The organism is Streptomyces sp. NPDC001544 (genome assembly GCF_042894285.1).
Classification (GTDB): Bacteria; Actinomycetota; Actinomycetes; order Streptomycetales; family Streptomycetaceae; genus Streptomyces.
In genome coordinates, this window is the sequence record NZ_JBIAVN010000002.1 from 582,763 (window position 1) to 606,137 (window position 23,375).

General features: G+C 72.8%; 21 protein-coding genes and 2 pseudogenes. 9 read left to right on the top strand and 14 right to left on the bottom strand.

All coding sequences use genetic code 11. The features are described from left to right. Positions 1-64 precede the first annotated feature (64 nt). Positions 65-199 (bottom strand): annotated as a pseudogene (locus ACFY0F_RS07995) (glucarate dehydratase); the annotation flags it as partial. Positions 200-311: 112 nt separating this feature from the next. Here ACFY0F_RS07995 and ACFY0F_RS08000 point away from each other — a divergent pair. Next, positions 312-767: an extracellular solute-binding protein gene (locus ACFY0F_RS08000; protein ID WP_388791319.1), complete on the top strand. Its 456-nt coding sequence runs from the start codon at positions 312-314 to the stop codon at positions 765-767. Here ACFY0F_RS08000 and ACFY0F_RS08005 read toward each other — a convergent pair. Continuing rightward, complete coding sequence (locus ACFY0F_RS08005) at positions 724-1,119, bottom strand: DUF5997 family protein (RefSeq protein ID WP_388790601.1); 396 nt, start codon at positions 1,117-1,119, stop codon at positions 724-726. The genes ACFY0F_RS08000 and ACFY0F_RS08005 overlap by 44 nt on opposite strands. Positions 1,120-1,177: 58 nt before the next feature. Here ACFY0F_RS08005 and ACFY0F_RS08010 point away from each other — a divergent pair, with 58 nt between their 5' ends. Beyond that, the gene (locus ACFY0F_RS08010; protein ID WP_388790604.1) at positions 1,178-1,942 is read left to right on the top strand and encodes a LysR family substrate-binding domain-containing protein; all 765 of its coding nucleotides are present in this window, start codon (positions 1,178-1,180) and stop codon (positions 1,940-1,942) included. 51 nt (positions 1,943-1,993) lie between these two features. On the opposite strand, the gene ACFY0F_RS08015 is transcribed toward ACFY0F_RS08010, so the two are convergent. Together ACFY0F_RS08015 and ACFY0F_RS08020 are read right to left on the bottom strand one after the other, a co-directional pair. Next, positions 1,994-3,412, bottom strand: a complete 1,419-nt coding sequence (locus ACFY0F_RS08015) for a DHA2 family efflux MFS transporter permease subunit (RefSeq protein WP_388790607.1) — start codon at positions 3,410-3,412, stop codon at positions 1,994-1,996. Positions 3,413-3,850: 438 nt separating this feature from the next. Beyond that, the gene (locus ACFY0F_RS08020; protein WP_388790610.1) at positions 3,851-4,330 is read right to left on the bottom strand and encodes an Lrp/AsnC family transcriptional regulator; all 480 of its coding nucleotides are present in this window, start codon (positions 4,328-4,330) and stop codon (positions 3,851-3,853) included. A 229-nt stretch (positions 4,331-4,559) separates the two neighbouring features. Here ACFY0F_RS08020 and ACFY0F_RS08025 point away from each other — a divergent pair, with 229 nt between their 5' ends. Together ACFY0F_RS08025 and ACFY0F_RS08030 are read left to right on the top strand one after the other, a co-directional pair. Next, the gene (locus ACFY0F_RS08025) at positions 4,560-6,050 is read left to right on the top strand and encodes an FUSC family protein (protein WP_388790613.1); all 1,491 of its coding nucleotides are present in this window, start codon (positions 4,560-4,562) and stop codon (positions 6,048-6,050) included. A gap of 114 nt (positions 6,051-6,164) precedes the next feature. Beyond that, a complete protein-coding gene (locus ACFY0F_RS08030; RefSeq protein WP_388790616.1) occupies positions 6,165-7,229 on the top strand; it encodes a lactonase family protein in 1,065 nt (354 codons plus the stop codon). 112 nt (positions 7,230-7,341) lie between these two features. Here the strand turns inward: ACFY0F_RS08030 and ACFY0F_RS08035 are convergent, their stop codons facing one another. Both ACFY0F_RS08035 and ACFY0F_RS08040 read right to left on the bottom strand, forming a co-directional pair. Next, positions 7,342-8,265 (bottom strand): sirohydrochlorin chelatase, encoded by a 924-nt coding sequence (locus ACFY0F_RS08035; protein WP_388790619.1) that lies wholly within the window; start codon positions 8,263-8,265, stop codon positions 7,342-7,344. Positions 8,266-8,418: 153 nt separating this feature from the next. Then, positions 8,419-9,405, bottom strand: a complete 987-nt coding sequence (locus ACFY0F_RS08040) for an N-acetylglucosamine kinase (RefSeq protein WP_388790621.1) — start codon at positions 9,403-9,405, stop codon at positions 8,419-8,421. A 207-nt stretch (positions 9,406-9,612) separates the two neighbouring features. Between ACFY0F_RS08040 and ACFY0F_RS08045 the strand changes: the two genes are divergently transcribed. Next, entirely contained in the window at positions 9,613-10,290 is a 678-nt protein-coding gene (locus tag ACFY0F_RS08045) for a uracil-DNA glycosylase (RefSeq protein WP_388790624.1), read from the top strand. An 86-nt stretch (positions 10,291-10,376) separates the two neighbouring features. Here the strand turns inward: ACFY0F_RS08045 and ACFY0F_RS08050 are convergent, their stop codons facing one another. Beyond that, a complete protein-coding gene (locus tag ACFY0F_RS08050) occupies positions 10,377-11,462 on the bottom strand; it encodes a WD40/YVTN/BNR-like repeat-containing protein (RefSeq protein ID WP_388790627.1) in 1,086 nt (361 codons plus the stop codon). Between the two features lie 284 nt (positions 11,463-11,746). Here ACFY0F_RS08050 and ACFY0F_RS08055 point away from each other — a divergent pair, with 284 nt between their 5' ends. Beyond that, on the top strand, positions 11,747-12,322 hold the full coding sequence (locus ACFY0F_RS08055; protein ID WP_388790630.1) for a hypothetical protein: 576 nt from the start codon (positions 11,747-11,749) through the stop codon (positions 12,320-12,322). A gap of 132 nt (positions 12,323-12,454) precedes the next feature. Here ACFY0F_RS08055 and ACFY0F_RS08060 read toward each other — a convergent pair whose 3' ends face one another. Then, entirely contained in the window at positions 12,455-13,261 is an 807-nt protein-coding gene (locus ACFY0F_RS08060) for a pectate lyase (RefSeq protein WP_388790632.1), read from the bottom strand. 326 nt (positions 13,262-13,587) lie between these two features. Between ACFY0F_RS08060 and ACFY0F_RS08065 the strand changes: the two genes are divergently transcribed. Together ACFY0F_RS08065 and ACFY0F_RS08070 are read left to right on the top strand one after the other, a co-directional pair. Continuing rightward, complete coding sequence (locus tag ACFY0F_RS08065) at positions 13,588-14,895, top strand: PHB depolymerase family esterase (protein ID WP_388790635.1); 1,308 nt, start codon at positions 13,588-13,590, stop codon at positions 14,893-14,895. A gap of 70 nt (positions 14,896-14,965) precedes the next feature. Beyond that, positions 14,966-16,294: an SGNH/GDSL hydrolase family protein gene (locus ACFY0F_RS08070; protein WP_388790637.1), complete on the top strand. Its 1,329-nt coding sequence runs from the start codon at positions 14,966-14,968 to the stop codon at positions 16,292-16,294. A gap of 96 nt (positions 16,295-16,390) precedes the next feature. Here the strand turns inward: ACFY0F_RS08070 and ACFY0F_RS08075 are convergent, their stop codons facing one another. Further along, positions 16,391-17,116 carry an SDR family oxidoreductase gene (locus ACFY0F_RS08075; RefSeq protein ID WP_388790641.1) on the bottom strand — a complete coding sequence of 242 codons (726 nt, stop codon included), beginning with the start codon at positions 17,114-17,116 and terminating at the stop codon, positions 16,391-16,393. Positions 17,117-17,216: 100 nt separating this feature from the next. Between ACFY0F_RS08075 and ACFY0F_RS08080 the strand changes: the two genes are divergently transcribed. Then, complete coding sequence (locus tag ACFY0F_RS08080; protein ID WP_388790644.1) at positions 17,217-18,065, top strand: LysR family transcriptional regulator; 849 nt, start codon at positions 17,217-17,219, stop codon at positions 18,063-18,065. A gap of 615 nt (positions 18,066-18,680) precedes the next feature. Here ACFY0F_RS08080 and ACFY0F_RS08085 read toward each other — a convergent pair. From ACFY0F_RS08085 to ACFY0F_RS08105, 5 genes and pseudogenes are all read right to left on the bottom strand, one after another. Further along, the gene (locus ACFY0F_RS08085) at positions 18,681-19,250 is read right to left on the bottom strand and encodes a DUF4232 domain-containing protein (RefSeq protein WP_388790646.1); all 570 of its coding nucleotides are present in this window, start codon (positions 19,248-19,250) and stop codon (positions 18,681-18,683) included. Between the two features lie 179 nt (positions 19,251-19,429). Further along, positions 19,430-20,122 (bottom strand): annotated as a pseudogene (locus ACFY0F_RS08090) (serine/threonine-protein kinase); the annotation flags it as partial. Between the two features lie 141 nt (positions 20,123-20,263). Beyond that, positions 20,264-21,607: an FAD-dependent oxidoreductase gene (locus ACFY0F_RS08095; protein WP_388790649.1), complete on the bottom strand. Its 1,344-nt coding sequence runs from the start codon at positions 21,605-21,607 to the stop codon at positions 20,264-20,266. 56 nt (positions 21,608-21,663) lie between these two features. Beyond that, positions 21,664-22,332 carry a TetR/AcrR family transcriptional regulator gene (locus ACFY0F_RS08100; RefSeq protein WP_388790652.1) on the bottom strand — a complete coding sequence of 223 codons (669 nt, stop codon included), beginning with the start codon at positions 22,330-22,332 and terminating at the stop codon, positions 21,664-21,666. A gap of 75 nt (positions 22,333-22,407) precedes the next feature. After that, complete coding sequence (locus tag ACFY0F_RS08105; RefSeq protein WP_388790654.1) at positions 22,408-23,154, bottom strand: HAD family hydrolase; 747 nt, start codon at positions 23,152-23,154, stop codon at positions 22,408-22,410. Between the last annotated feature and the right edge of the window lie 221 nt (positions 23,155-23,375).

Sequence of the window (23,375 nt, forward strand, 5' to 3'; positions counted from 1 at the left end):
CCACTGTGATCAAGTGACGGGAACTCTAGGGCAGGCCACTGACAACGCCCCACGGGCGGGGGAGTCACCATCGCGGCAGCCGCAGCTCGTACTCGGGGTGGATCCGGCGCATGTACCCGGTGTCGTCGCGGCTGCGCACACCGGAGTCCCCATACAGCCGGTGCAGCCGGTCCAGGACGTCGTGGTCGAGCTCCACCGCGGCCGGGTCCGCTGATCCGAACACACTCGAGCTGTGGACCCGGAGCGACCCGGACTCCGCCGTCACCTACGGCCGCGTCTTCGCGGCGTTCACCAAGAAGACCGGTATCAAGATCGACTACCAGCCGGTCATGAACTTCGACCAGCAGCTCCAGGCGCGGGCGTCCACCAAGGACCTGCCCGACGTCATGATCAACCACACGGCACTGATGGGCAGTTACCAGAGCCAGGGCCTGCTGAAGCCGATCGTCCCCGGTGCCGTCCCTGGTCACGGCCGGATCAGCGGACAGTCGTGGGCCTCCACCGTGGGCCGGGACGGCAAGCACTACGGCATCCCGTACTCCCGCCAGGCGATGACCCTGATGATCCGCAAGGACTGGCTGAGCAAGCTCGGCCGGAAGGCACCGAAGACCTGGCGGCGGATGATCGACGTGGCCAAGCCCACAGACAGCACGACGCCCCCGCCGCCGGGAATCGGCGACGGGGGCGTCGGTGTCGGGGGAGCCGAAGTGACCGGCTCCGGTCTCAGGGGCGAGAGCGCTCGGCGCGTTCGGCGTTCTTCTTCTTGATCCGCACCGTCTCCTTGCGGACCTCCGCCTGGGTGGCGCGCTCCTTCTCCAGCCACTCGGGGCCGGCCTGCTTCAGCGCCTCGATCTGCTCGGTGGTGAGCGCCTCGGTCACACCGCCGCGCGCGAGGCCCGCGATGGACACGCCCAGCTTCGCCGCGACCACCGGACGGGGGTGCGGGCCGGTGCGTCGCAGCTCCCGCAGCCACTCGGGCGGGTTGGCCTGGAGCTCGCCCAGTTCGGCCCGCGTGACCACACCCTCCTGGAACTCGGCGGGGGTGGCGGGGAGGTACACACCCAGCTTCTTCGCCGCGGTGGCGGGCTTCATCGTCTGGGTGTTCGCTTGCGACTTCATGAGGACAAGGGTATCGGCCGGGTTCGGGGCTTCCGAACACGGCCGATACCCTGGCGGTGTGACAGGCTCGCAGGAATCACCGTCGTTCCGGCTCGCGTACGTCCCCGGAGTGACGCCCGCCAAATGGGTGCGGATCTGGAACGAACGCCTGCCCGACATCCCGCTCACCCTCCTCCAGGTGACGGCCGCCGAGGCCCCCGGGGTACTGCGGGCGGGGGAGGCGGACGCCGGCTTCGTACGGCTGCCCGTGGACCGTACGTTCTTCAGCGCGATCCCCCTCTACACCGAGACCTCTGTGGTCGTGGTCCCCAAGGACCATCTGATCACGGCGGCCGAGGAGGTGTCCGTCGACGACCTCGCCGACGAGGTGCTCTTCCACCCCCTCGATGACGTGTTCGACTGGGACAGTCCGCCCGGGGAGCCCGCCTTCGAGCGCCCCGCGACGACGGCGGACGCCGTCGAACTCGTCGCCGCCGGCGTCGGCCTCCTCGTCGTCCCCCAGTCGCTGGCCCGTCTGCACCACCGTCGCGACCTCACCTACCGGCCGGTCGTGGACGCCCCCCGGTCGAGCATCGCCCTGTCCTGGCCGGAGGAGGCCACCACCGACCTGGTCGAGGACTTCATCGGCATCGTCCGCGGCCGCACCGTCAACAGCACGCGAGGCCGCACCGCGCAGCCCGAGACCCAGCCGGGCCGCAAGCGCCCGGACACCGCCGCCGCCCGGCAGAAGCCCGCCGCCGGCAAGACGAGCGGCCGCAATCCGAGGAGCCGCGCCGCCGGCGCGAAGAGCCCCAAGCGGGGGAAGCCGCGACGCCGGTCCTGACCCGGGAACGAGGTCCGGGCCGCGCACCGGCCTGCCTGGCCCCGTACGGGATCACTCCCGCAGATCCGCCACCGCCAGCCCCAGCGCCATCAGCACGAACAGCAGAGCGGTACCCAGGCCCAGCTGGAGCGCCGCGGGAACGTGGCCGTGGCCGGCCAGGTGGGCGAAGTACACGGCCCCCACGGCGGCGATACCGGCCGCCGAGCCGATCCGCTGACCGGTCTGCAGCACGCCCCCGGCGGCCCCGGCACGGCGGACCGGGACACGGCCGAGGGTGAGCGTGGTGTTCGGGGAGACGGTCAGGCCCGACCCGATCCCGGCGACGAGCAGGGGCAGCGCCGCCGCCCACGCCACCCCCCGGCCCGGCGCGAACTGCACGGCCACGACGGCCCCGAGCAGTCCCACCGCCACACCGCACAGACCGTGAACCACCAGCATGCGCCCGTACCGCATGACCAGCCGGCCCCCGGCCAGGGCACCGGCCGCCGAACCGACCGCGAACGGCGTCGCCGCCGCCCCGGCCGCGAGCGCGCCGTAGCCCAGGCTGTTCTGCAGGAACAGCGTGTAGACGAAGAAGATTGAGGTGAACCCGGCGAAGTACAGGAAGCTCACCAGCGCGCCGAGCGAGAACGACCGCCGTCTGAACAGCCGCAGGTCCACCAGCGGTCCCCGCCGCAGCCGCAACTGCCGCCGTTCCCACGCCCAGAACGCCAACAGGATGACCGCTGCCACGGGAACCAGCGCCCACTTGCGCCGCCCGGGCCACTGCTGTTCCTGCACGAGCGGCAGCATCAGCACGAGCGCACCGGTCCCCAGCAGCAGCACACCGGGCAGGTCGAACCCCTCCCGCGGGCCCTCCCGCGCAGGGGCGCGGGGCAGCAGCCGCAGCGCCGCCGCGAACACCGCCACGCCGATCGGCAGGTTGATGTAGAACACCCAGCGCCAGCCGTCGTCGCCGCCGGACGCCTGGATCAGCAGGCCTCCCGCCAGTGGGCCGACGGCTGTCGCGACGGCGACGACGCTGCCGTACATGCCGAATGCCCGCGCCCGTTCCCGCCCCTGGAACATCTGCTGGATCAGCCCCGAGCTCTGCGGCGCGATCAGGCCACCCGCCGCACCCTGGAGCAGCCGGAACACCACCAGCCACCCGGCGGCCGAGGCGAGTCCGCAGGCCGCCGAGGCCAGCGTGAACAGCGCGACCCCGACGAGGAAGGTCTCCCTGCGGCTGCGCAGATCACCCAGCCGGCCCGCCGGCACCAGGGACAGCCCGTACGTCAGCGCGTAGCCGGAGGCCACCCACGACAGGTCGGCCTGGGCCGCCCCCAGGCCACGCTGCATCGACGGCAGGGCCACGTTCACGATCGACGTGTCCATCACCGTCATGAACCCGCCGGTGAGACACACCCCGAGCGCGCGCCACCGTCGCTCGTCGACGATGGGCACGGACGACCGTGCCTGCAGTGTGGTCATGGGGCCACGCTGGCATGCGCCGCCGTCCGCCGCACGGGGAGCGCCGCCGGGCGGTGGTGACCAGGTGTCCACGCATCCGCGCCCGCGATCGTCGCGCGTTCCCCGCGATGGCCGAGCCGGACGGCGCCCTCCAGGCCCATGCCGTGACCCACAGCCGTGCGAAGTCGGCACCGCGCGGGCGGGGCGCGACGCGTTCGGTCTGCCGGTCGTCTCGCTGTGCGACACCCCGGGATTACTGGGCGGCCCGGAGGGTGAGCGGACCGCCGCCGTACGGTCCCGCCGAGCCGTCCGAAGGCGAGCCGCCGTCGCCGGGCGGCACGGCCTCGTCGGCCCCGCCCGGCGTGCGCATCGTCCCCCTCGACATACACCGCGACCGAACGCGGGCCCGGCTCCGCCGCACCCATGACCCCTCGTCGGCGGCCGGTACGGCTCAGCCGGTCATACCCCGCGGGCGGCCCTGCCCACCGACTCCACCAGCGGCAGCAGCCGATGCGGAACGCGTTCGCGCAGGGCCACCTCCGTACGGGTGCGCACCACACCCGGCAGGCTGATCAGCTTCTGGATCACATCCTCCAGATGCTCGTTGTCCCGCGCCACGACCCGGGTCAGCAGATCCCCGCCGCCCGTGATCGAGAAGGCCTCCACGATCTCCGGCACGGCGGCCAGCGCGTCCCCGACGTCGTCCAGGTGGCCCTGGGTGACCTCGATGTGCACGAACGCCAGCACCGGGTGGCCGAGCGCGGCGGGGGAGAGCGAGGGGCCCGTGCCGGTGATCACGCCGTCCCTCTCGAGACGCTCCAGGCGGGCCTGGAGCGTGCCGCGGGCCACACCGAGGATGCGGGCGTACTCGCGCACGCTGGTGCGCGGCTGCTCCAGCAGCAGCCGCAGGATGCGGGTGTCGAGTCCGTCCACGGCCATGACGTACGACTGTACCAATGGCTCAGCGCAGTCCGGTCGGCGTGTACCGCACGACCTGGTCCGTTGGCGTGTCGGTGGATGCTCGGGCGACTTTGACGCTGTGCCATTGGACCAGCCTTGCGGGCTGGACTTGAGCCAGTGACCCAGTGGGTGCTCTCATGTACGCGTCGATGGCGCTGCGGATCCCCGCGGCGCCTTTTGTGTGCCGGAGTGCAAGAGGTGGGAAGCGGTGCTGAAGAGGGCGTTCGTGGCCTCGGACCCGGGACGGCTGCGGTTCAGGTTCGCCGCGCGGGCCGTGCTCGGGATCGGGTCGGCGGTCACGGTGTGCGGGCTCGCCGGGCATTCCCTCGTGGGCGCCGTCACCGGCGGGCTGGCCGCCCTCCTCGCCCTGTTCACCGTCACCGACGCAACCGTGCGGGGGCAGGCGGTCACGACCGCGCTGCTGCCCGTGGCCGGGCTGCCGGTGCTCGCCGCGGCGGCCGAGCTGCACGACCACCCGGTGGCCCGGGACCTCGCCTTCCTGGCCGTGGTAGGCGCGGGCGTGTACGCGCGCCGCTGGGGGCCGCGCGGCCACAGCCTCGGCGTGTTCGCCTTCATGACCTTCTTCGTGGCCCAGTTCCTGCACGCCACCCCGGCACTGCTTCCCGAGCTGTACGCCGCCGTCCTGCTCTCCCTGCTCACCGCGGCGGCGGTGCGCTTCGGACTGTGGTGCTACGAGCGGCGGCTGCCGCCGGCCCCGGCGCCGGCCGTGCCCGGTGGTAGCGGACTGGCCCGCGTGACCACCCGGCAGGCGGTCCAGGCGACCGCCGGCTCCGCCTTCGCGCTCGTCGTGGGCCAACTGGTGTCCGGGCAGCGGTGGTACTGGGCCGTCGGCGCCACCTGGTGGATCTTCGTGAACACCGCCTCGCGCGGCGAGACGCTGGTCCGCGGCTTCCGCCGGATCCTCGGCACGGTCATCGGCATCGCCCTGGGCCTGCTGGTCGTCGTCCCGCTGCACGGGGCGCCGCTCGCCACGGCCGTCCTCGTCGCCGTGTCGGTCTTCGGCATCTTCTACACCGCCGCCGTGTCCTACACCTGGATGATGCTCTGGGTCACACTGCTCGCCGAGTCCCTCTACGGCCTCCTCGGCGTGCTCGGTCCCGGCCTGCTCGCGCTGCGCCTGGCCGAGACCGCGGTGGGCGCCTTCGGGGCCGTCCTGGCCGTGCTGCTGGTGCTCCCCGTCACCACGCACAGCACCACCGACGCCTGGATCCAGCGCGCCCTGCGCTGCGTGCACGTCTGCACCGCCGAGGCCGCCGCCCGCCTCGCGGGCCACCGGACGGCGGATCCCGCGCGCCGCGTGACCGAACTGGAGCAGCTTCTCGGCCGGGTACGGCTCTCGGTCGCCCCGCTCGTGCACCCCCTCAATCCCGCCCTCGGCCGCAAGCGGCGCGCCCGCCGGGTGCTCGCCCTGCTCGACGACTGCGCCCGCGAGATCCGCGGCCTGGCGGTGGTCGCCGCCGACCCGGAGGCCTCCCACGACGCCCGGCTGGCCGCGGCCTGCCGGCGGGTGGAGGCGGCGGTCGAGGCGCTCACCGAGGGCGGCACCGGCCACGTCACCCACCTCGCCGATCCGCCCGCCGGACCGGCCCTGGCCCACATCCACGGCGTGGAACGCGCCCTGGCCGAACTGGCGGAGCCCCTGCGGACCCCGCCGCGGGCAGGACTGGCCGGGGTCTGAGGGGGCACTCCGCGGGACGGGGGCCGCGGAGTGCCCCCTCCGGGCGCCGCGCCAAGGCCCTCCGCCCTGGTCTAGACCGCCCGTGATCGACTGCTACCGTCGGGCCGAGCGAGCATGCACGGGCGCGGCGAGGAAGGGGCGGCAGTGACAGAGGACGGCACGCGGCGGCGCAGGGCGTTCATCGGGTCGTTCACGGCGGCGGGCGGGCCCGGGGTCGTCATGGCGGCGGTTCACCCCCACAGCGGTGCGCTGAGCCTGCTCGGCAGTGCGAACGGCGTTCCCGACCCGTCGTACCTGGCCCTCTCGCCCGGCGGGGACACGCTCTACGCGGTCAGCGAGACCACCGAGGGCGCGGTGGCCGCCTACCGGGTGCACGGTGACCGGCCGGAGCTCGCCGGCCCCCCGGTGCGGGTCGGGGGCAGCGGACCCACGCACCTCAGCCTCCACGACGGGCACGTCCTGACCGCCAACTACGGCTCGGGCAGCGTCACCGCCGTACCCCTGCGTGCCGACGGCACCCTCGCGGCCGCGCCGTCCGGCTGCCTCCAGCACACCGGGTCCGGCCCGCACGAGAAACGCCAGCGCGGGCCGCACGCCCACCAGGTGCAACCCGCCCCAGGCGGCCGCTGGGCCGTCAGCGTCGACCTGGGTACGGATTCGGTCCGGGTGTGCACCCTCCAGCGGGGCACCCCGGCGCTGCACCGGGAGTTCGCGCTGCGCCCCGGTTCCGGCCCCCGCCACCTGGCCTTCCATCCGGACGGCCGGTACGCCTACGTCGTCAACGAACTCACCCCGACCGTCACCGTGTGCCGCTGGGACGGCGACAGCGGCTCCCTGCAGCCGCTGGTCGAGACCCAGGTCCTCCCGGACGTCCCGGTCGGCGACGCCTACCCGTCGGGCATCGTCGTCTCGCCCGACGGCCGCCACGTCTGGATCGCCACCCGCGGCGAGGACGTGCTGTCCGCGTTCGCCGTCGAGGGCGAGATCCTGCGCCTGATCGGCACCGTCCCCTGCGGCGGCGACTGGCCGCGCGCCCTGGCCGAGTCCCGGGGCGTCCTCTACGTGGCCAACGAACGCTCCGGGAACGTCACCTGGTTCACGGTCGACCGGACGACCGGAATGCCCCGCTACGAAGGGTCCGTGGACGTGCCCGCCGCGTCCTGCGTGGTCCTCGACTGAACCGGGACCCGACCGGGAACCGGCCCCGCCCGGACATGGGAAAAGCCCGTGCCTCGGCGAGGAACGGGCCTTCGGCCGCGCCGCCGCAGGAGCCTGCGGCGGCGGCGACGCCTCAGCGGACCGGCGTGCCCTGCGGCTGCGGCGGGGCGATCCCCAGGGCCGTCGTGTACTTGGCCAGCGCCAGCTTGCCGATCGCCGGGTACGCGCCCAGCGGCTCCGCGATGGCGCAGCCGGCCTCCGCCGCGGCCTCCTGCAGCAGACCGGCGTCGATCTCCGGCCCGACGAGGTACGGCGCGAGCGCCAGGTTCTGCGAGCCCGAGGAGCGCAGCTGGTCCGCGACGGAGGCGATCGAGCCCTCCTGGTCGAGGGCCGCCGCCATCACCGGCACGGCGAGCCGCGCGGCGAGCAGCATGCCGGTGATCCCGGCCGCCTGCACGGCCTCGTCACCGCCGATGGAGGCCAGGACGATGCCGTCCGCGGCGGTCGCCACGGTGAACAGCCGGGCCCGGTCGGCGCGGGCCAGCCCGGCCTCGGACAGGCGCACGTGCAGTGCCTCGGCGAGCAGCGGGTGCGGGCCGAGGACGTCGGTCAGCTCGGCCGCGACCCGGCTCTCCATGAGGGCCTGCCGGACCTGGCGCAGCAGCGCGCTGTCCGGGCCCGCCAGCAGCGGGACGACCACGGCGACCGGGCCGTCGGGCTCCTTGACGTCGACCCCCGCGGCCACGGCCTGCTCGTAACGGGCCGTGCGCTCGTCGGCGGCACGGACGAGCACGGACTTCAGGGTCGGGAACTCCGCGTCGTCCCCGTCCAGGTAGCCGATCCGGGCGTCCAGGCCGGGCAGCTCGGAGCGGGCGATGCTCACGACCTCGTCGGCGAGACCGCGCGTGGCGGCGCTGGGCGTGCCGGGCACCGCGAGGACGAGCGCGGGCGCGCCCTCGGGAGCCACCAGCGGTTCGGGGCGGCGGTGCCGTCCGGGCTGGCGGGGTCGCGGCATTCGTACTGGCAGGCCGGACGCGGGCCCAGTGGGGGAGCTCATGGCGCCGCATGTTACTGGTTTCCTGGGCTTCTCTGTTCGGGGAGGGTGCAGGTGAGCGGTATCCGTCCGGTTTTGTCTGATGAGTTACGGACGGATCGGAAGTGAACCCTTCACGTTTCGGGCACTTTCCGGACACTTCATCCGCCGGAGGAGTCAATCCGCCTTTGTGGCGACCACGTACAACAGCGCCTCGTCCCCCGGCAGGTCGAGCTGCCCGCCCGCCAGCTCGGCCGCGAGTCGCATCGCGCCCTGCAGCGGGTCTCCTGCGGCCGGGACATGACGCGCGTGCGGCAGCCGGCGGGCCAACTCCTCACCCAGCGGCTCCAGCAGCGGGGCGCCCAGCCCGACCAGGCCCCCGGTCACGGCCACCCGGGGTGCCCCGGTGGGCGGGCAGACGGCGACGGCCGACTCGGCCATGTGCCGGGCCGCCGCACGCAGGATCCCGGCCGCGACCGGATCGTCCCCGGCGCAGGCCGCCACCCGGGGCGCGAAGGAGGCCAGGACTGCGGCACGGTCCGCACGGGGATAGAGCAGGCCGGGCAGCCCGCGCACCGGGCCGAAGTGCCGCTCGGCGTCCGTCAGCAGCGGGACGGAGCCGCCGTCCCGCCCGTCGTGGGCGCGCAGCGCCGCCTCCAGTCCCGCCCGGCCGATCCAGGCGCCGCTGCCGCAGTCGCCCAGCAGATGCCCCCAGCCGTCCGCCCGCCGCCAGCTCGTCAGATCGGTGCCGAGCGCGATCAGCCCCGTGCCCGCGGCGACGACGGCGCCGGCCCGCGGTCCCAGCGCGCCCACATAGGCGGTGACCGCGTCGGCGGCGAGCGCGACGGCCCGCACCCCGAGCTCCCGGGTCAGTGCGCCCGGCAGATCCGTCCGCAGCGCGCCGCCCAGGGAGGCGAACCCGGCGGCTGCGACGACGGCCGTTTCCAGGCCGCTGACCCCGGTCCGCGCCATCAGCGCCCTGGCCGTGGGCACGAGTTGCTCCATGAGGTGTCCCGGGTCGATCCCCCGCGCACCGGTGCGGACGGGCTCCCGCGACTCCTGTTGCGCGGACGGGCCGCCTCCCAGACCCCCCACGGCGACCCGCAGGCCGGAGCCCCCCGAATCGACGGCCAGGAAGCCCGGCCCGGCTCCCGCACGGTTCACGGCAGGCACCGGTCCACCGGCTGTCCCGCATGCCGGATCAGCTGGTCATCGCTCCGGCCGAGGGCGTTTCGGCGCCGCAGGATGCACATCAGTGGCCTCTCCGCTCCTTCCCGGTGAGCGGACAGGGTAGTGCCAGGAGCGGCGTCCGTGCCTGAGAGCTTCCGCGTTTGTGCAGGGAGACGGCGCGTACCAGTAGAGTGACGCGCCGTGGCACCACGACCCTTGCACGAACTTGTCGAAGCAGGCTGGGCGAAGGCTCTTGAACCTGTCGCCGAACGCATCGCGACCATGGGGGACTTCCTCCGGGCCGAGATAGCGGCGGGCCGGACGTATCTTCCGTCCGGGGCGAACGTCCTGCGGGCCTTCCAGCAGCCCTTCGACGACGTTCGCGTGCTGATCGTGGGTCAGGACCCCTATCCGACCCCGGGAATGGCCATCGGTTTGAGTTTCGCGGTCTCGCCCGAGGTGCGCTCGTTGCCGGGAAGTCTGGAGAACATCTTCCGCGAGATGCACTCCGACCTCGGGCTGCCCAGGCCGTCGAACGGCGATCTGACGCCGTGGACGCGGCAGGGCGTGCTGCTGCTCAACAGGGCGTTGACGACGGCCCCGCGCAAGCCGGGCGCCCACCGGGGCAAGGGCTGGGAGGAGGTCACGGAGCAGGCGATCCGGGCGCTGGCCGCGCGCGGCAAACCGCTGGTGTCCATTCTTTGGGGGCGTGACGCACGCAATCTGCGGCCGCTGTTGGGGGATCTTCCGGCGATCGAGTCCGCGCACCCCTCCCCGATGTCGGCGGACCGTGGCTTCTTCGGCTCGCGCCCGTTCAGCCGGGCCAACGACCTGCTGCTGCGGCAGGGTGCGCAGCCGGTGGACTGGCGACTGCCGTAGCCCAGGGCGCACCCGACGCCCCGACCCGCCGGTGGCCCGGACCTGGGGCCTGACCCTGGCCGAGACCCCGGGGCGGGCCGGACACCTCAGCCCACGACCGCGGCGCGCACGCACAGCACGTCGGGCAGGTGGGACGCGAGCAGCCGCCAGCTGTCCCCGTCGTCGTCCGAGGCATACACCTCGCCGTTGCGGTTGCCGAAGTACACGCCGGCCGGGTCCGCGTCGTCCGTGCAGAGCGCGTCGCGCAGCACCGTGCCGTAGTGGTCCTCCTGGGGGAGCCCGGTGGTCAGCGGTTCCCAGGTCTTGCCCGCGTCCGCCGTGCGGAAGACCCGGCAGCGGCGGTCGGCGGGCACCCGGTCCGCGTCGGCGTTGATCGGGAAGACATAGGCCGTGTCACCGCGGTGCGGGTGGGCGGCCACCGCGAAGCCGAAGGTGGACGGCAGGTCCGCGCCGATGTCCGTCCAGTGCCCGCCCGTGTCGTCGCTGCGGTACACCCCCCAGTGGTTCTGCAGGTAGAGGCGGTCGGGATTCACCGAGTCCTGGGCGATCTTGTGCACGCACTGGCCGAACTCCGGGTTCGGGTCCGGCAGGAACACCGCGGACACACCGGAGTTGGACGGCGTCCAGCTCGTGCAGCCGTCCGTGGTCCGGAACACTCCGGCGGTCGAGACGGCGACGGTCACCGCCCGCGGGTCGCGGTGATCGGTCACCACCGTGTGCAGACCCTCACCGCCACCGCCCGGCACCCACTGCGAGCGGGTGGGGTGCTCCCACAGCGGGCGCACCAGCTCGAAGCTCTCCCCGCGGTCCTCCGAGCGGTAGAGGGCGGCCGGTTCGGTGCCCGCGTACACCACGTCCGGCTCGGCGGCGGCCGGGTGCAGCTGCCAGACCCGCTCCAGTGAGGCGCCGGTGTCCTTGGGGAACCTGACGGCCGGCCGGGCCGGTTCCGTCCAGGTGCGGCCCAGGTCGTCGGAGTGGAACACCGACGGGCCCCAGTGCGCGCTGTCGCCACCGGCCAGCAGCCGCGGGGTGCCGCCGCGGGTGTCCAGGGCGACCGAGTAGACCGCCTGTGCGTTGAAGCAGGGACTCGCGTCGAACTCCCAGGCGCCACCTCGCCGCCGCCCGATGAACAGGCCCTTTCGGGTGCCCACGGCGAGCAGTACCTCGGTCATGCCGATCACCTCCGGGACGTCTTTGTCACACGCAGTTCTCAGACACGGGCCAGTCTGCACCCCCGCACTGACAGACACCTCTGCACGTGACATCGCCGCAGGTCAGGCGGGTCGCGTCGATCTGCCGTCAAGAACAGTGGGGCGTCTTCCGGCCAGACGCCCCCGCGAACCGGGCTCTCGTGCGACCGTCGAGTGGGGGACTCGACCTGAGCAACACGGGGGTGTCCCCCGTATGGGAAGGCGGCCGGGAAGGCGGCCGGTCTGTCCGTGCGCTCGTGAGGAGGATGCCTTTGAAGGCGTTCCGTGGTCCGAAGGTCTGGCTGTGGCGGTGGCGGCGCAACCCGCTCAAACGCCGTGCCGACATGATGGAGGCCTGGCTGGTGCTCGGCGTCTGGCTGCTCACCGTCCTGACCGGTGTGCTGTCGGGACTGGCGGCGGCCGGCTCCATCGAGCACGGGCTGGCCCGGGAGCGAGCCGAATGGCGTCCGGTCGTGGCCCGGGTCACCGAGAAGGCCCCCGGAAAGGCGAGCAGCGGTGACCAGGTGTGGGCCGAGGTGCGCTGGAAAGCGGCGGACGGCTCCTCGCACACCGGCCAGGCCCGCGTCGCACCCGGCAGCGGGGCGGGCGCCCCGGTCACGGTGTGGACCGACCCGCAGGGCAGCCTGGTCACCCGTCCCGCCTCGGCCTCCCAGGCCCATCTGCGCGCCGGCCTGATAGGCACCCTCGTCGGGGTCAGCGCCGCCGCCGTCCCCTTCGTCTCCGGCATGGCCCTGCGGGGACGCCTGGAACGCCGCCGCATGGCCGACTGGGACGCCGAATGGGCCCGACTGGGCCCGCAGTGGGGGCGGATGACCGGCTGAGAGCGGGACCGTCACCACCGCGAAACGGCGCAGACGGGGGCGGTCGTACGAAGCGCCGCCGAGTGCGCCTCGTACGACCGCCGCAGGGGGAGCCGCCTGGAGGACCTGGAACTACCCGCAGGTGATGTCGGACTACCTGTAGGTGATGTCGGAGGACGAGTACTTGCAGTACGTCCCGTCGGGGTCCGAGCCGTTCTTGGGCGGCTCCTTGCCTGTGTTGTTGCCGATGTACTTCTGGCAGGGAACGATCTTCTTGCCGGAATCACCCACGATGGTGATCTTCTTCAGGGTCGCGCTGTCGCCGTAGTTGGTGTTGATCCCGACGAGCGCGCTGCCCTTGTAGGTCGCCTCGATGGTGTTGAGGTTGATGGTCCGCTTGTACTGCGTCCTGCAGTTGCCGCAGGAACGGACCAGCTTGCCGAAGTTCTGCACCGCGAAGTTCGAGACGTTGAGCGTTCCGGCGCCGTTGAACTGGAACACCTTGTCGCTGGCCTCCTTCGCGCCGCCGCCGGAGACGGTGTACACGTTCGACGAGGAGGAGCCGAGGAACGTCGCCGCGTCCTCGCCGACGTCCTCCCACCAGACGTTCTGCAGTGTGCAACTGCCCAGGCAGTGGATGCCGTCCGCGGCGGGGGCGCCGATGATGACGTTCTTGAGAACGGCACCGGGGGCCAGTTCGAGGATCGGGTCCTGGTCCTCGCTCTGGCCGCCGGTGCCCAGGTCCCCGCTGCCGTACAGCCGCTTCATCCCGTAGTCCTTGGTGCCGGAGACGGAGATGGTTGCGGTGACCGCCTGGCTGCCGTTGGGGGTGGGCCAGGTGGCGGCGTTCGCGGGCGTCAGAGCGCCGTCTGTCATGATCATGACAGCAGTGACCCCGACGGCGGCCAGTGTGCCGGTCAGGGCGCGCCCGCGGGCGCGTGGTCGTGTCGAAGAAGTCATGTCCCGATTCCTTCTTCCTGGTTGTGGGGGTACGGAACCGTGCCGTGTTCGCGCTGCTGTATGCAGCCATGTACATGAACGACGTGCGTCATGTGGAACGCCGCATTGGAACCGATCACTATATGTGGTGCACGCCGGTTCGCGCGGTCACACTGCTGAACGGACCGTAGGGGGTAAGCGCTTTCTAGTCAACGCCTCGCGCAGAAGGGGTCCGGGCTCGGCCGCGCCGATCCGGCCATCGGGAGAAGTGGCGTGGGAGCGCTTCCATGAAGGCCATGTCCATGCCACGATGCCCCGGACGTTCCCCTCATGGAAGGGACGAGGAGATGCCCCCCACAGTGCCCTTACGCCGCGCCCTGAGCGCGCTCCTCGCGGCGCTGCTCCCGCTGCTCGCGGCGGTGTTCCTCACCGCGCCGCCGGCCGCCGCCCGCACGGACGCCCCCGCCGCCGTGCCCACGGCCCAGCTCACCGAGGTCACCGGCTTCGGCGACAACCCGAGCAACCTGCAGATGTACGTGTACGTGCCGAGCGGCGTCACCGCCCACCCGGCGATCGTGGTGGCCGTCCACTGGTGCGGCGGGTCCGCCTCCGCGATGTACTCGGGCACCGAGTGGGCCCAACTGGCGGACCAGTACGGGTTCGTCGTCGTGTACCCGTCGGTGACCCGGGCCGGCAAGTGCTTCGACGTCTCCTCCCCGCAGGCCCTGCGCCACGGCGGCGGCAGCGACCCCGTCGGCATCAGGTCGATGGTGGACTGGGCGACCCGCACCTACTCGGCCGACACCGGAAAGGTGTTCGTCACCGGCATCTCGTCGGGCGCGATGATGACGAACGTCCTGCTCGGCGACTACCCGGACGTCTTCGCCGCGGGCGCCGCGTTCTCCGGGGTGCCCTTCGGCTGCTTCGCCACCACCGACGGCTCGGAGTGGAACAGCACCTGCTCCGGCGGCAATCTCACCCACACCGCGAAGGAGTGGGGCGACCTGGTCCGGGCCGCCTACCCCGGCTACACCGGCCCCCGGCCGCGGATGCAACTGTGGCACGGCACCGAGGACGACGTGCTGCGTTACCCCAACTTCGGGGAGGCGATCAAACAGTGGACCGACGTCCTCGGCGTGAGCCAGACACCCGCCGCCACCGACTCGCCCCAGTCCGGCTGGACCCGCACTCGCTACGGCTCCACCGGTGACCGGGCCCCCGTCGAGGCCATCAGCCTCCAGGGCGTCGGACACAACCTGTACACCTACGGCATGGGGGCCCGCGCACTGCACTTCTTCGGCCTCGACAGCGGCGGCACCGTACCCCCGCCTCCCGCCGGGCCCTGCAGGGTGACGGTCACCACGAACGCCTGGAGCACCGGCCTGACCGCCTCCGTGACCATCACCAACACCGGGACGGCAGCGGTCACCGGCTGGAAACTGGGCTTCACCCTGCCCTCCGGCCAGACCATCACGGGCGGCTGGAACGCCACCTACAGCCCGTCCTCCGGGGCGGTGACGGCCACCAACGTCTCCTACAACGGCACGATCGCGCCGAACGCGAGCGTCAGCATCGGCTACCAGGCGACGCACACCGGCAACAGCGCCGCGCCCACCGCCTACACGCTCAACGGAACCGCCTGCACCGTCAGTTGACAGACCCGGGTGCGCGCCGGAGGGGAGTACGGCGCGCACCCCCCACCCGACCCCGTACAGGAAGGGCACAGTGAAGCCGCCCAGACGTGTCCCGCTCGCCACCCTGATCAGCACCTGCGTCCTCACGCTCGCCCTTCTGGTGACGTCGTCGGCGCTCACAGCGCTGGTCAGGTCCCGGTCCACCGCACCGCAAGCCACCGCCCACCAGCCCTCCGGTCAGCACTGGGTGAACACCTGGACCGCGATGCCGCAGCTCACCGAACCCGCCAACCTGCCACCCGCACCGTTCACGGGTGAGAAGTCCGTCCTGGCCGACACGACCCTGCGGCAGACCCTGCGGGTGTCCACCGGAGGCCACCGCATCCGGCTGCGCTTCTCCAACGCCTACGGTGACACCCCGCTGCCGCTCACCGCGGTGACGGTGGCGCTGCCACAGGGCGGACAGGCGGGAGTCAGCGCGATCGAGCCCGGCAGCACCCGCCGGGCGACCTTCTCGGGGCACGCCTCCACGACCGTTCCCGTGGGCGCCCAGGTCGTCTCCGACCCCCTGGCCCTCGACCTGCCGGCCGGATCCGTCCTGACCGTCACGGCCTACCTGGCGCAGGGCCAGCCGTCGCTCGCGCTCACCTCCCACCCGGGCTCGCGCACCACCTCGTACCTGATCGGGGGCGACCACACCCAGGACCAGGACCTGCCGGGCGCGACCCCGGTCAACCACTGGTACCTGCTGAGCGACGTGGAGGTCCTGGCACCCGCGGCCACCGAGGCACTGGCGATCCTGGGCGACTCCCTCACCGACGGCCGCGGCTCCACCACCAACGGCAACGACCGCTGGCCCGACCAGTTCTTCGACCGGCTCCAAAGCCGCGCCGCGACCTCCGGCATCGCCGTGCTGAACCAGGCCGCGGGCGGCAACCGCGTCCTCAACGACGGGCTCGGCCCCAACGTCCTCGCCCGCCTCGACCGCGACGTCCTCTCCCGCAGCGGTGTCTCGTGGCTGATCGTCTTCGAGGGCGTCAACGACATCGGCACCGCCGACGCCACGCCCGCTGCCCAGCGCCGGGTCACCGACGACCTGATCGCCGCCTACCGGCAGATCGTCGTCCGCGCCCACGCCCAGGGCATCCACGTCTACGGCGCCACCGTGACGCCCTTCGGCGGCAGTTTCTACGACGACACGGCGGGCGAGCGCGAAGCCTCCCGGCAGCGCGTCAACGACTGGATCCGCACCCCCGGCCACTTCGACGCGGTCATCGACTTCGACCGCGCGGTACGGGACCCGGACAACCCGCGCCGTCTGCAGCCCACCCTGCACGACGGCGACTGGCTGCACCTGAACCCGACGGGGTACGGGAAGCTGGCCGCCGCGGTGCCGGCCGGGCTGTTCCGCAAGGGGTGAGGGCTGCCCTGCCGGAGGGGCACCGCGCCGGTCACGAGTGGTGGGAGGGAGCCCACCGCCCCGTGCCGGCGCACCGGCGCCGGTGGCCGCCGCAGGTCACCAGGGCACGGTCCCCGCGTCGTCGAAGAACTCGCCGGTCGGGCCGTCGTCCGGCAGGGTCGCGAGCCTGATCGCGACAGCCGCGCCCTGCTCCGGGGTGCGGTACCCGCGGAAACCGTTGAGGTCGGTGGCGCAGTAGCCGGGGCACGCGGCGTTGATCAGGATGTTCGTCTCGCGCAGCTCCTTGGCGTACTGCACCGTGACGGCGTTGAGGAACGTCTTCGACGGTGAGTACGCGGCGGCGATCGGGCCCACTTCGGCGCCGGGAGTGGTCTGCAGGGTGAGCGAGCCGACGCTGCTGGACATGTTCACGATCCGTGGTGACGCCGAGCGGCGCAGCAACGGCAGCATCGCGTTGGTGACGCGGATGACGCCGATGACGTTGGTCTCCACGGCCGCCCGCACCGTCGCCGGATCGACCGTGGTGGGCATCTGTTGTGCGCTGCCGGTTATGCCGGCGTTGTTGACCAGCACGTCGAGGCGCCCGACGCCGTCCTCGATCAGCTCGGCGGCGGCCGCCACGCTCGCATCGTCGGTCACGTCGAGCGGCACGCCGAACGCGTCGAAGCCTGCGGCACGCAGCTTCGCCACGGCGGCCTCGCGACGCTCCTCGTCCCGGGCGCCGACACCGACCTTCCAGCCGAGGGCGCCCAGACCGGCCGCGATCTCGTACCCGATGCCCTTGTTCGCGCCGGTCACCAGCGCGGTTCTCTGTTCACTCATGGGACTGATCCTGTCCCGGTCCGCCGGGGGCCGGCCAACACCGATCGGGTGGGCAGCGATACCGCTCGGGTATCGCCACAGGTGGGGATAGCATGGCGGCGTGGAGACACGGGAGTTGCGGTACTTCGTCGCCGTCGCGGAAGAGCTGCACTTCGGGAGGGCGGCACAGCGGCTGGGGATCGCGCAGCCGCCGCTGTCGCGGGCGATCCGCCAGCTGGAACGACGCCTCGGGGCGGCGCTGCTCGAACGCACCAGTCGCGCCGTCACACTCACCGACGCCGGGGCGGTGCTCCTGGAGGAGGGCCGGGCGGCGCTGGACGCGGTCGAAGCCGCCGAACGTCGCGCCCGCCGTGCCGCGCTCGCCGCGACCGGCCAGGCCGGCGTGGTCCTCGTCGCGAAGGCCGGCGCGGCCGGCGAGCTGCTGGCGCGACTGCTCGACGCCTATGCCGCCGAACCCGATGCGGTCACCGTCGACGTGCTCCTGTGCGGGATCGGCGAGCAGGAACGGCTGTTGCGCGACGGCCGGGCCGATGTGGCCCTGCTGCACCGGCCGTTCGACACTACGGCCGGCTTGGACACCGAAGAGCTCCGCACGGAGGGGCAGGTGGTGATCCTGCCGGCCGGACACCCCCTCACGAGGCGGACACACGTGCGGATGGCCGACGTCGCCGACCTGCCCGGCCTGCCGATGCCACGCTGGCCCGGCCCAGGCCGCACCTACCCGGACGGTCCCGGCCCGCAGGTCCGCGACCATGCGCAGTTGCTCCAGCTGATCGCGCTCGGCCGCGCCTGCGCGATCCTGCCGGAGTCGTCCCGGGCGCATCTGGGGGACGCCCTCGCCGCGGTGCCGGTGCTGGACGCGCCGGCGGTCACCACGGTGATCGCGTGGCCACCCCACAGCCGGTCCAGAGCCGTCGCCGGCCTCGTCCGGACCGCGGCAGGTCTCTAGGGGGTGTCTTGAGGATCATGCCGGGGTCGCGGGGCCTGGCACGCACTCCCCCACGCTCGGCTTCGCTCGAGCGGGGGCCCCATCGCGCTGACGCCCTCCTCCGCCTTGTATCTGCACGCTCCCCCACGCTCGAACAGACCCGCGCGGGGGCACCCCCATCGCCCCCGCACGGACCGACTGGACGACACCGTCGGTCCGGACCGGCCTGATCAGCCGGTAGATGTCCCGTGCGGCATAGCGTTCGAGGCAGCGGACGATCTCGCGACGTGTCTTGCCCTCGGCAAGACGTCGTCGCAGAGAGCCCTGGGACCGGTCGTCCCAGCGCAGACGGCACATAGGCTGCGAAGGACGCCTCACTGGCGAGTCGCTCAGGGTTGTCGCCGAGCGAGATGAGCAGGGCGGCGGCCCGCCATTGACTCGACCATGAGGCCGACCAAGCCGGTGCGGCCTGTCCCGTGCCACTGGATCTTGACCGCGATCACCGCAGGTCAGCGACTCAGCGCACCTTCGGTGTGCTGAGTCGCTGACCTGCACTTATGTGCAGTTCCTCGTAAACGTGTAGGTCATAGCCTTGCTATCGTCATGCAGGCTGCTCGATTTGTGGGGACCTGGGGGTCAGGAAGGCTTGACCGCCGAGACCGGGGTGACGGTCACCTTGTTGTCGCACTCGGCCCACACCCCGTCGTTCAGGGCGACCTGGTGCTTCCCGGAGTGCGGCAGCCCGATGACCATCGTCGGATACGTCACCGGGGCCTTGCCCGACACGCAGTAGCCGTCGGCCTCCCCCTGGACCTGGACGAAGGTCAGCTTCACCCACGCCTTGCCGTGCGGCCGGACCGTCACGGTGGCCGCCTTGCCGGTGGGGGTGACCGTGAGCGGGGTGTTGTGGGCGGGGGAGCCGTTGCCGGCGCCCGCGACCGTCGGATGGCCCTTCAGGACGCACGTCTTCCGGGAGACGTTGGTGAACTGCACGACCGCCGCCCCGGTCCCGGTCCCGACGGGCCGGTGGACGGCCTGCCAGGCGCTGACCTGGAGGGCGGAGGCCGGGCAGGCGGGCGGCGGGGTGGAGGTGGTGGTGCTCGCCGCCATGGCGGTGCCGGGCAGGATGCCGGTCACCGCCGCCGCGACGGCCGTGACCGCCGTCGTCGCCAGAGCCGCCCTGCGAATGCCGTTGTTGTGACGCATGCTGTCGTCCCCCTGAGTCGTCTCGTCCGCGGGTTTCGGTCGTCGGTTGTTGCCCCGCGGTGGTCGTGGTACGTGAGTGCAGACGGGGCGGGAGAGCGGCAGGGTTCCGTGCGGCGACTACTTGTGACGGAACGGTGACGACAGGCTGCACCTGTGCAGATGGCCGTCAGGGCAGACAGAAGCACGCGTGCTCGGGCGGCGCAGCGGGTGGTGGCCTTCGAGTGCGACGTAGAGCGTCATGGCCAGGGACCACAGGTCGGAGGCGGGGCCGCCTTCGTGGCCGCGGATCCGCTCGGGGGCCATGTACTCGGGGGAGCCGACGAGCGATCCGGTCATGGTGAGCGCGGTCGCGTCGTGCAGGGTGGCGATGCCGAAGTCGGTGAGTACCGGCGTGCCGTCGCTGCGGAACGGGATGTTGCCGGGTTTGACGTCGCGGTGCTGGATCCCGCCGGCGTGGGCGGCGCGCAGGGCGGCCAGCACGCCGCGGCCGATGCGGGCGGCTTCGGGCAGACTCAGCGGGCCGGAGGCGAGGCGGTCGGCGAGGCTTCCGCCGTGGACCCGTTCCATCACCAGGTAGGGATGCGGGTACTCGGCGGTGTCGATGATGTGGTGGATCGTCATCACGTGGGGGTGCTGGAGGCGGGCCAGGGTCCGCGCCTCGCGCAGGACCCGCTCGCGCATCGTGCGGGCGCCCTCGGGGTCCGCGGCGGCGGTCGCCGGATCGGCGGGGCGGACTTCCTTCAGCGCCACCTCCCGGTCAGGGCGGTGTCGTACGCCCGCCAGACCACTCCCAGACCCCCGCCGCCGAGCTGCTGCAACGGCGTGAACCGGCCGTCGATCAAAGGCCGCGCTCGAGAGCAATGGCGCGGCATCGCCACCCGCTATGACAAACAGCCCGGCGCTACAGTGCCGCGATCACCCCGGCCAGCACACCCGTCTGGCTCGACACATGATCGGCAAGACGTTCCCTGGCAACCGGTCGCAGGCGCCCGGTCATCAGTGGGGCCCGGTTCTCAGGGCGTCGCCGTCCGTGCAGCCGCCAGCAGTGACTCCCAGTCGGCCAGCTTGACCACGCTCCGCCCGAGCGAGGCCCCGAGCGCCGCCTCGGCCCGCTCGATCGCCTGCCAGCCCGCCCACGGCACCGGCTCGATCCCGGCCGCCCGGAGCACCGCGGCGGGATCGTCCGGGACGGCCCTGCGGGCGAGGGCGGGGGCGTCCGCGAGCAGGGAGGCCGCCGTCTCCTTGGCGCACGGGCGGTTGGTGCCGATGACGCCCGTGGGGCCACGCTTGATCCAGCCGGCCACGTACTCACCCGGCGACACGGCGGACCCGCGCACCACCCTGCCCCGCACGTTCGGCACTGTGCCGCTCGCCGCGTCGAACGGCAGGCCCTCCAGGGGCACTCCGCGGTAGCCGACCGAGCGGAGCACCAATTGGGCCGCCACGTCCTCGAACCGGCCGGTGCCCGTGACACCGCCCCGCCCGTCCGGCGCGGTCCTCTCGAAGCGCACCGCGCCCACGCGTCCGCCCTCGGCGAGGAGTTCGACGGGGCGCAGGCAGAAGCGCAGCCGGATGTGGTGCGCCGCCTCCGCCGGCGGTCGCTCCGCCCAGCCGCGCAGCACCTCCACGTTGCGCCGCTGCGCCGCGGGCAGCCCGGACGGGTCGGCGTACGCCGGGTCGAGTGCCAGCTCGGCCGGGTCCACGGTGACCTCGGTGCCGGGCAGGCTGCCCAGCTCGCGCAGCTCCTTGGTGGTGAAGCGGGCCTGGGAGGGGCCACGTCGGCCCACCATCAGGACTTCCCGCACCCCGCTCGCCGCCAGCGTGGTCAGCGCCGCCTGCGGCATGTCCGTCGGGCTGAGTTCCGCCACGCCGCGGGCCAGCATCCGGGTGACGTCCACCGCCACGTTGCCCACGCCGATGACCACGGCCGACCGGACCCCGGTCAGGAAACCGGCCTCGACCGCATCGGGATGCGCGCTGTACCAGGCCACGAACTCGGTCGCGGACCAGCTGCCCGGCAGCTCCTCACCCGGAATGCCGAGGTGCCGGTCGGTCGCGGCGCCCACGCAGTACACGACCGCGTGGTACAGCTCCCGCAGCCGCCGCACCGGCACCCCGCCGGGCCCGCCGACCCGCACGCCCCCGAGGAACCGCACCCGGTCGTGCTCCAGCACCGTCCGCAGACTGCCCTGCAGCGACTTGATCTTCTCGTGGTCCGGGGCCACCCCGTAGCGCACCAGCCCATACGGACACGGCAGGCGGTCCAGTACGTCGACGAACACCTCGGAATCCAGCTGGACCAGGCTCTGGGCGGTGTAACACCCGCTCGGCCCGGAGCCGACGACGGCGACACGCATGGCTCCAGCATCCCACCGGGACGACTCCCCGGACAGAGCCGATGGAGTGACGCGCCTCAGCGGGCGGCGCCCCGTTCCTCCGTCGCGAAGAACCGGGACAGATCCTTCTCGCACTGACCCTCGGCGGTCTGGGCCCCGGGCGGGACGCCCAGCTCCCAGTCCAGGCGGTAACGCTTGAACAGCTCGTCCCGCAGCGTCGGGATCGGCATCGGCACGCCCGGGACCAGCGCCGCGTACACCGCGCCCATCAGCAGCGCGCGCAGCAGGGGATAGTCGGCCCGGACGTCATGGGAGCCGTACCTGGCGACCGTGTCGCCGAGCAGCTCGGACAGGCGCCGCTGATCCGGGCACGGGACGAGGCCCTCGGCCTGCAGGAGCCCGGCCATGTGCTGACGCATCAGCACGGGCCGGTCCCGGGCCAGGCCCAGGATCGCGTCGATGGCCCGCGCCAGCCGCTCCCGCCCGTCGTCGGTGCGCGGCTCGCGCTCCAGCGCCTCCTCCAGCGTGCGGTGCATCAGCCGGTGCACGGCGGACTGCACGAGCTGGCGTTTGCCGGGGAAGTAGTACGACACCAGTCCGCGTGCCGAGCCCGCCCGGTCCGCGATGTCGCCCAAGGTCGTGGCCTCGTACCCGTGCTCACCGACCAGCTCGACCGCGGCCTGCAGGAGCCGTTCCCGGGAACGCCGCCGCAACTCTTCATTGACCGAGGCGCTGCGCGGGGACATGCTGTAACTCCTGCGTTGACTGGCTGCCAGCCAACTATACTCAACGTACCGGGCACCGCTTCGCGCGGGGCTCGCTCAGGGCTGCCGTCCGTCTGGGGCGACGCGGGGGATCGTCTCAGGCGGGCGGCTCGGCATGTCCACCAGGTCCAGCACCGGCAGCAGGGCGTCCGGGCGCTCGGACACCGGCAGGTGGTCCACGAAGTGCACCCGGCACCCGAGGGCCGCCGCACCGCCGTCCGCGGGCCGGCTGTCGCCGACCATCAGCACGCCCGGAGGGTCGACTCCGAGCGCCTCGCAGGCCGTGGCGAACAGCCGCGGGTCGGGCTTCTGGACACCGTGTTCGTACGACAGCACGTAGGTGTCGACGTACGCGTCGAGGCCATGTTCCCGGAAGACCGGGCGCAGGTCCCAGCCGATGTTGCTGACCACGCCCACGGGGATCCCGCGCTCACGCAGGGTGCGCAGCACCGCGGCCGCGTCCGGGTACGGAGCCCAGGCCCGCGGGGACATGTGCCGGTCGTACAACGCGTCGTGCAGCCCCGGATCGGGCAGCGGCACCCGGCGGGACAGGCCGGTGTACGCGGCCCGGTGCAGCGCGGCGCTCTCGTCCCTGACCGCCCACAGTCCGGCCAGCTCCGCCGGCAGCTCGACCGGGGCGGCCCCGCCGGGCAGCGCCCCGGCGGCTTCCAACGCGCGTGCCGTCTCCGCCAGTTCGCGCTCGGGCAGCTCCAGCGCGGCCTCGGCCAGTACGGCGCGCAGCCAGGACTCGGTGGACTCGACACGGAACAGGGTCCCGGAGAAGTCGAAGAGGACGGCGGTCATGCGCCGGACTCTACCCGCGCGTTCACGGCCGAGGAGGGCGGTCGCGGCGCATGAGGGCGGCCGCGTCGCGGACCGACCGGGCGTGCGGCTCGAACGAGGGCCGGACATGCCGGCGGACCGGCCGCTCGGCTTCGTCGACGCCCGTGGCCGCCCGTTCACCGGCGCGCATCCCGCGACGTGCGGCCACGGTCCCCGCCGAAGTTCGTCTGCCGGCCGGCGCA

Excerpts from the sequence above, each read along its gene's own strand:
- ACFY0F_RS08060 (WP_388790632.1), bottom strand. The coding sequence starts at position 13,261 with ATGACTTCTTCGACACGACCACGCGCCCGCGGGCGCGCCCTGACCGGC.
- ACFY0F_RS08065 (WP_388790635.1), top strand. The coding sequence starts at position 13,588 with ATGCCCCCCACAGTGCCCTTACGCCGCGCCCTGAGCGCGCTCCTCGCG.
- ACFY0F_RS08030 (WP_388790616.1), top strand. The coding sequence starts at position 6,165 with ATGCACGGGCGCGGCGAGGAAGGGGCGGCAGTGACAGAGGACGGCACG.
- ACFY0F_RS08055 (WP_388790630.1), top strand. The coding sequence starts at position 11,747 with ATGCCTTTGAAGGCGTTCCGTGGTCCGAAGGTCTGGCTGTGGCGGTGG.
- ACFY0F_RS08020 (WP_388790610.1), bottom strand. The coding sequence starts at position 4,330 with ATGGCCGTGGACGGACTCGACACCCGCATCCTGCGGCTGCTGCTGGAG.
- ACFY0F_RS08075 (WP_388790641.1), bottom strand. The coding sequence starts at position 17,116 with ATGAGTGAACAGAGAACCGCGCTGGTGACCGGCGCGAACAAGGGCATC.
- ACFY0F_RS08085 (WP_388790646.1), bottom strand. The coding sequence starts at position 19,250 with ATGCGTCACAACAACGGCATTCGCAGGGCGGCTCTGGCGACGACGGCG.
- ACFY0F_RS08095 (WP_388790649.1), bottom strand. The coding sequence starts at position 21,607 with ATGCGTGTCGCCGTCGTCGGCTCCGGGCCGAGCGGGTGTTACACCGCC.
- ACFY0F_RS08100 (WP_388790652.1), bottom strand. The coding sequence starts at position 22,332 with ATGTCCCCGCGCAGCGCCTCGGTCAATGAAGAGTTGCGGCGGCGTTCC.
- ACFY0F_RS08005 (WP_388790601.1), bottom strand. The coding sequence starts at position 1,119 with ATGAAGTCGCAAGCGAACACCCAGACGATGAAGCCCGCCACCGCGGCG.
- ACFY0F_RS08105 (WP_388790654.1), bottom strand. The coding sequence starts at position 23,154 with ATGACCGCCGTCCTCTTCGACTTCTCCGGGACCCTGTTCCGTGTCGAG.
- ACFY0F_RS08015 (WP_388790607.1), bottom strand. The coding sequence starts at position 3,412 with ATGACCACACTGCAGGCACGGTCGTCCGTGCCCATCGTCGACGAGCGA.
- ACFY0F_RS08035 (WP_388790619.1), bottom strand. The coding sequence starts at position 8,265 with ATGAGCTCCCCCACTGGGCCCGCGTCCGGCCTGCCAGTACGAATGCCG.
- ACFY0F_RS08050 (WP_388790627.1), bottom strand. The coding sequence starts at position 11,462 with ATGACCGAGGTACTGCTCGCCGTGGGCACCCGAAAGGGCCTGTTCATC.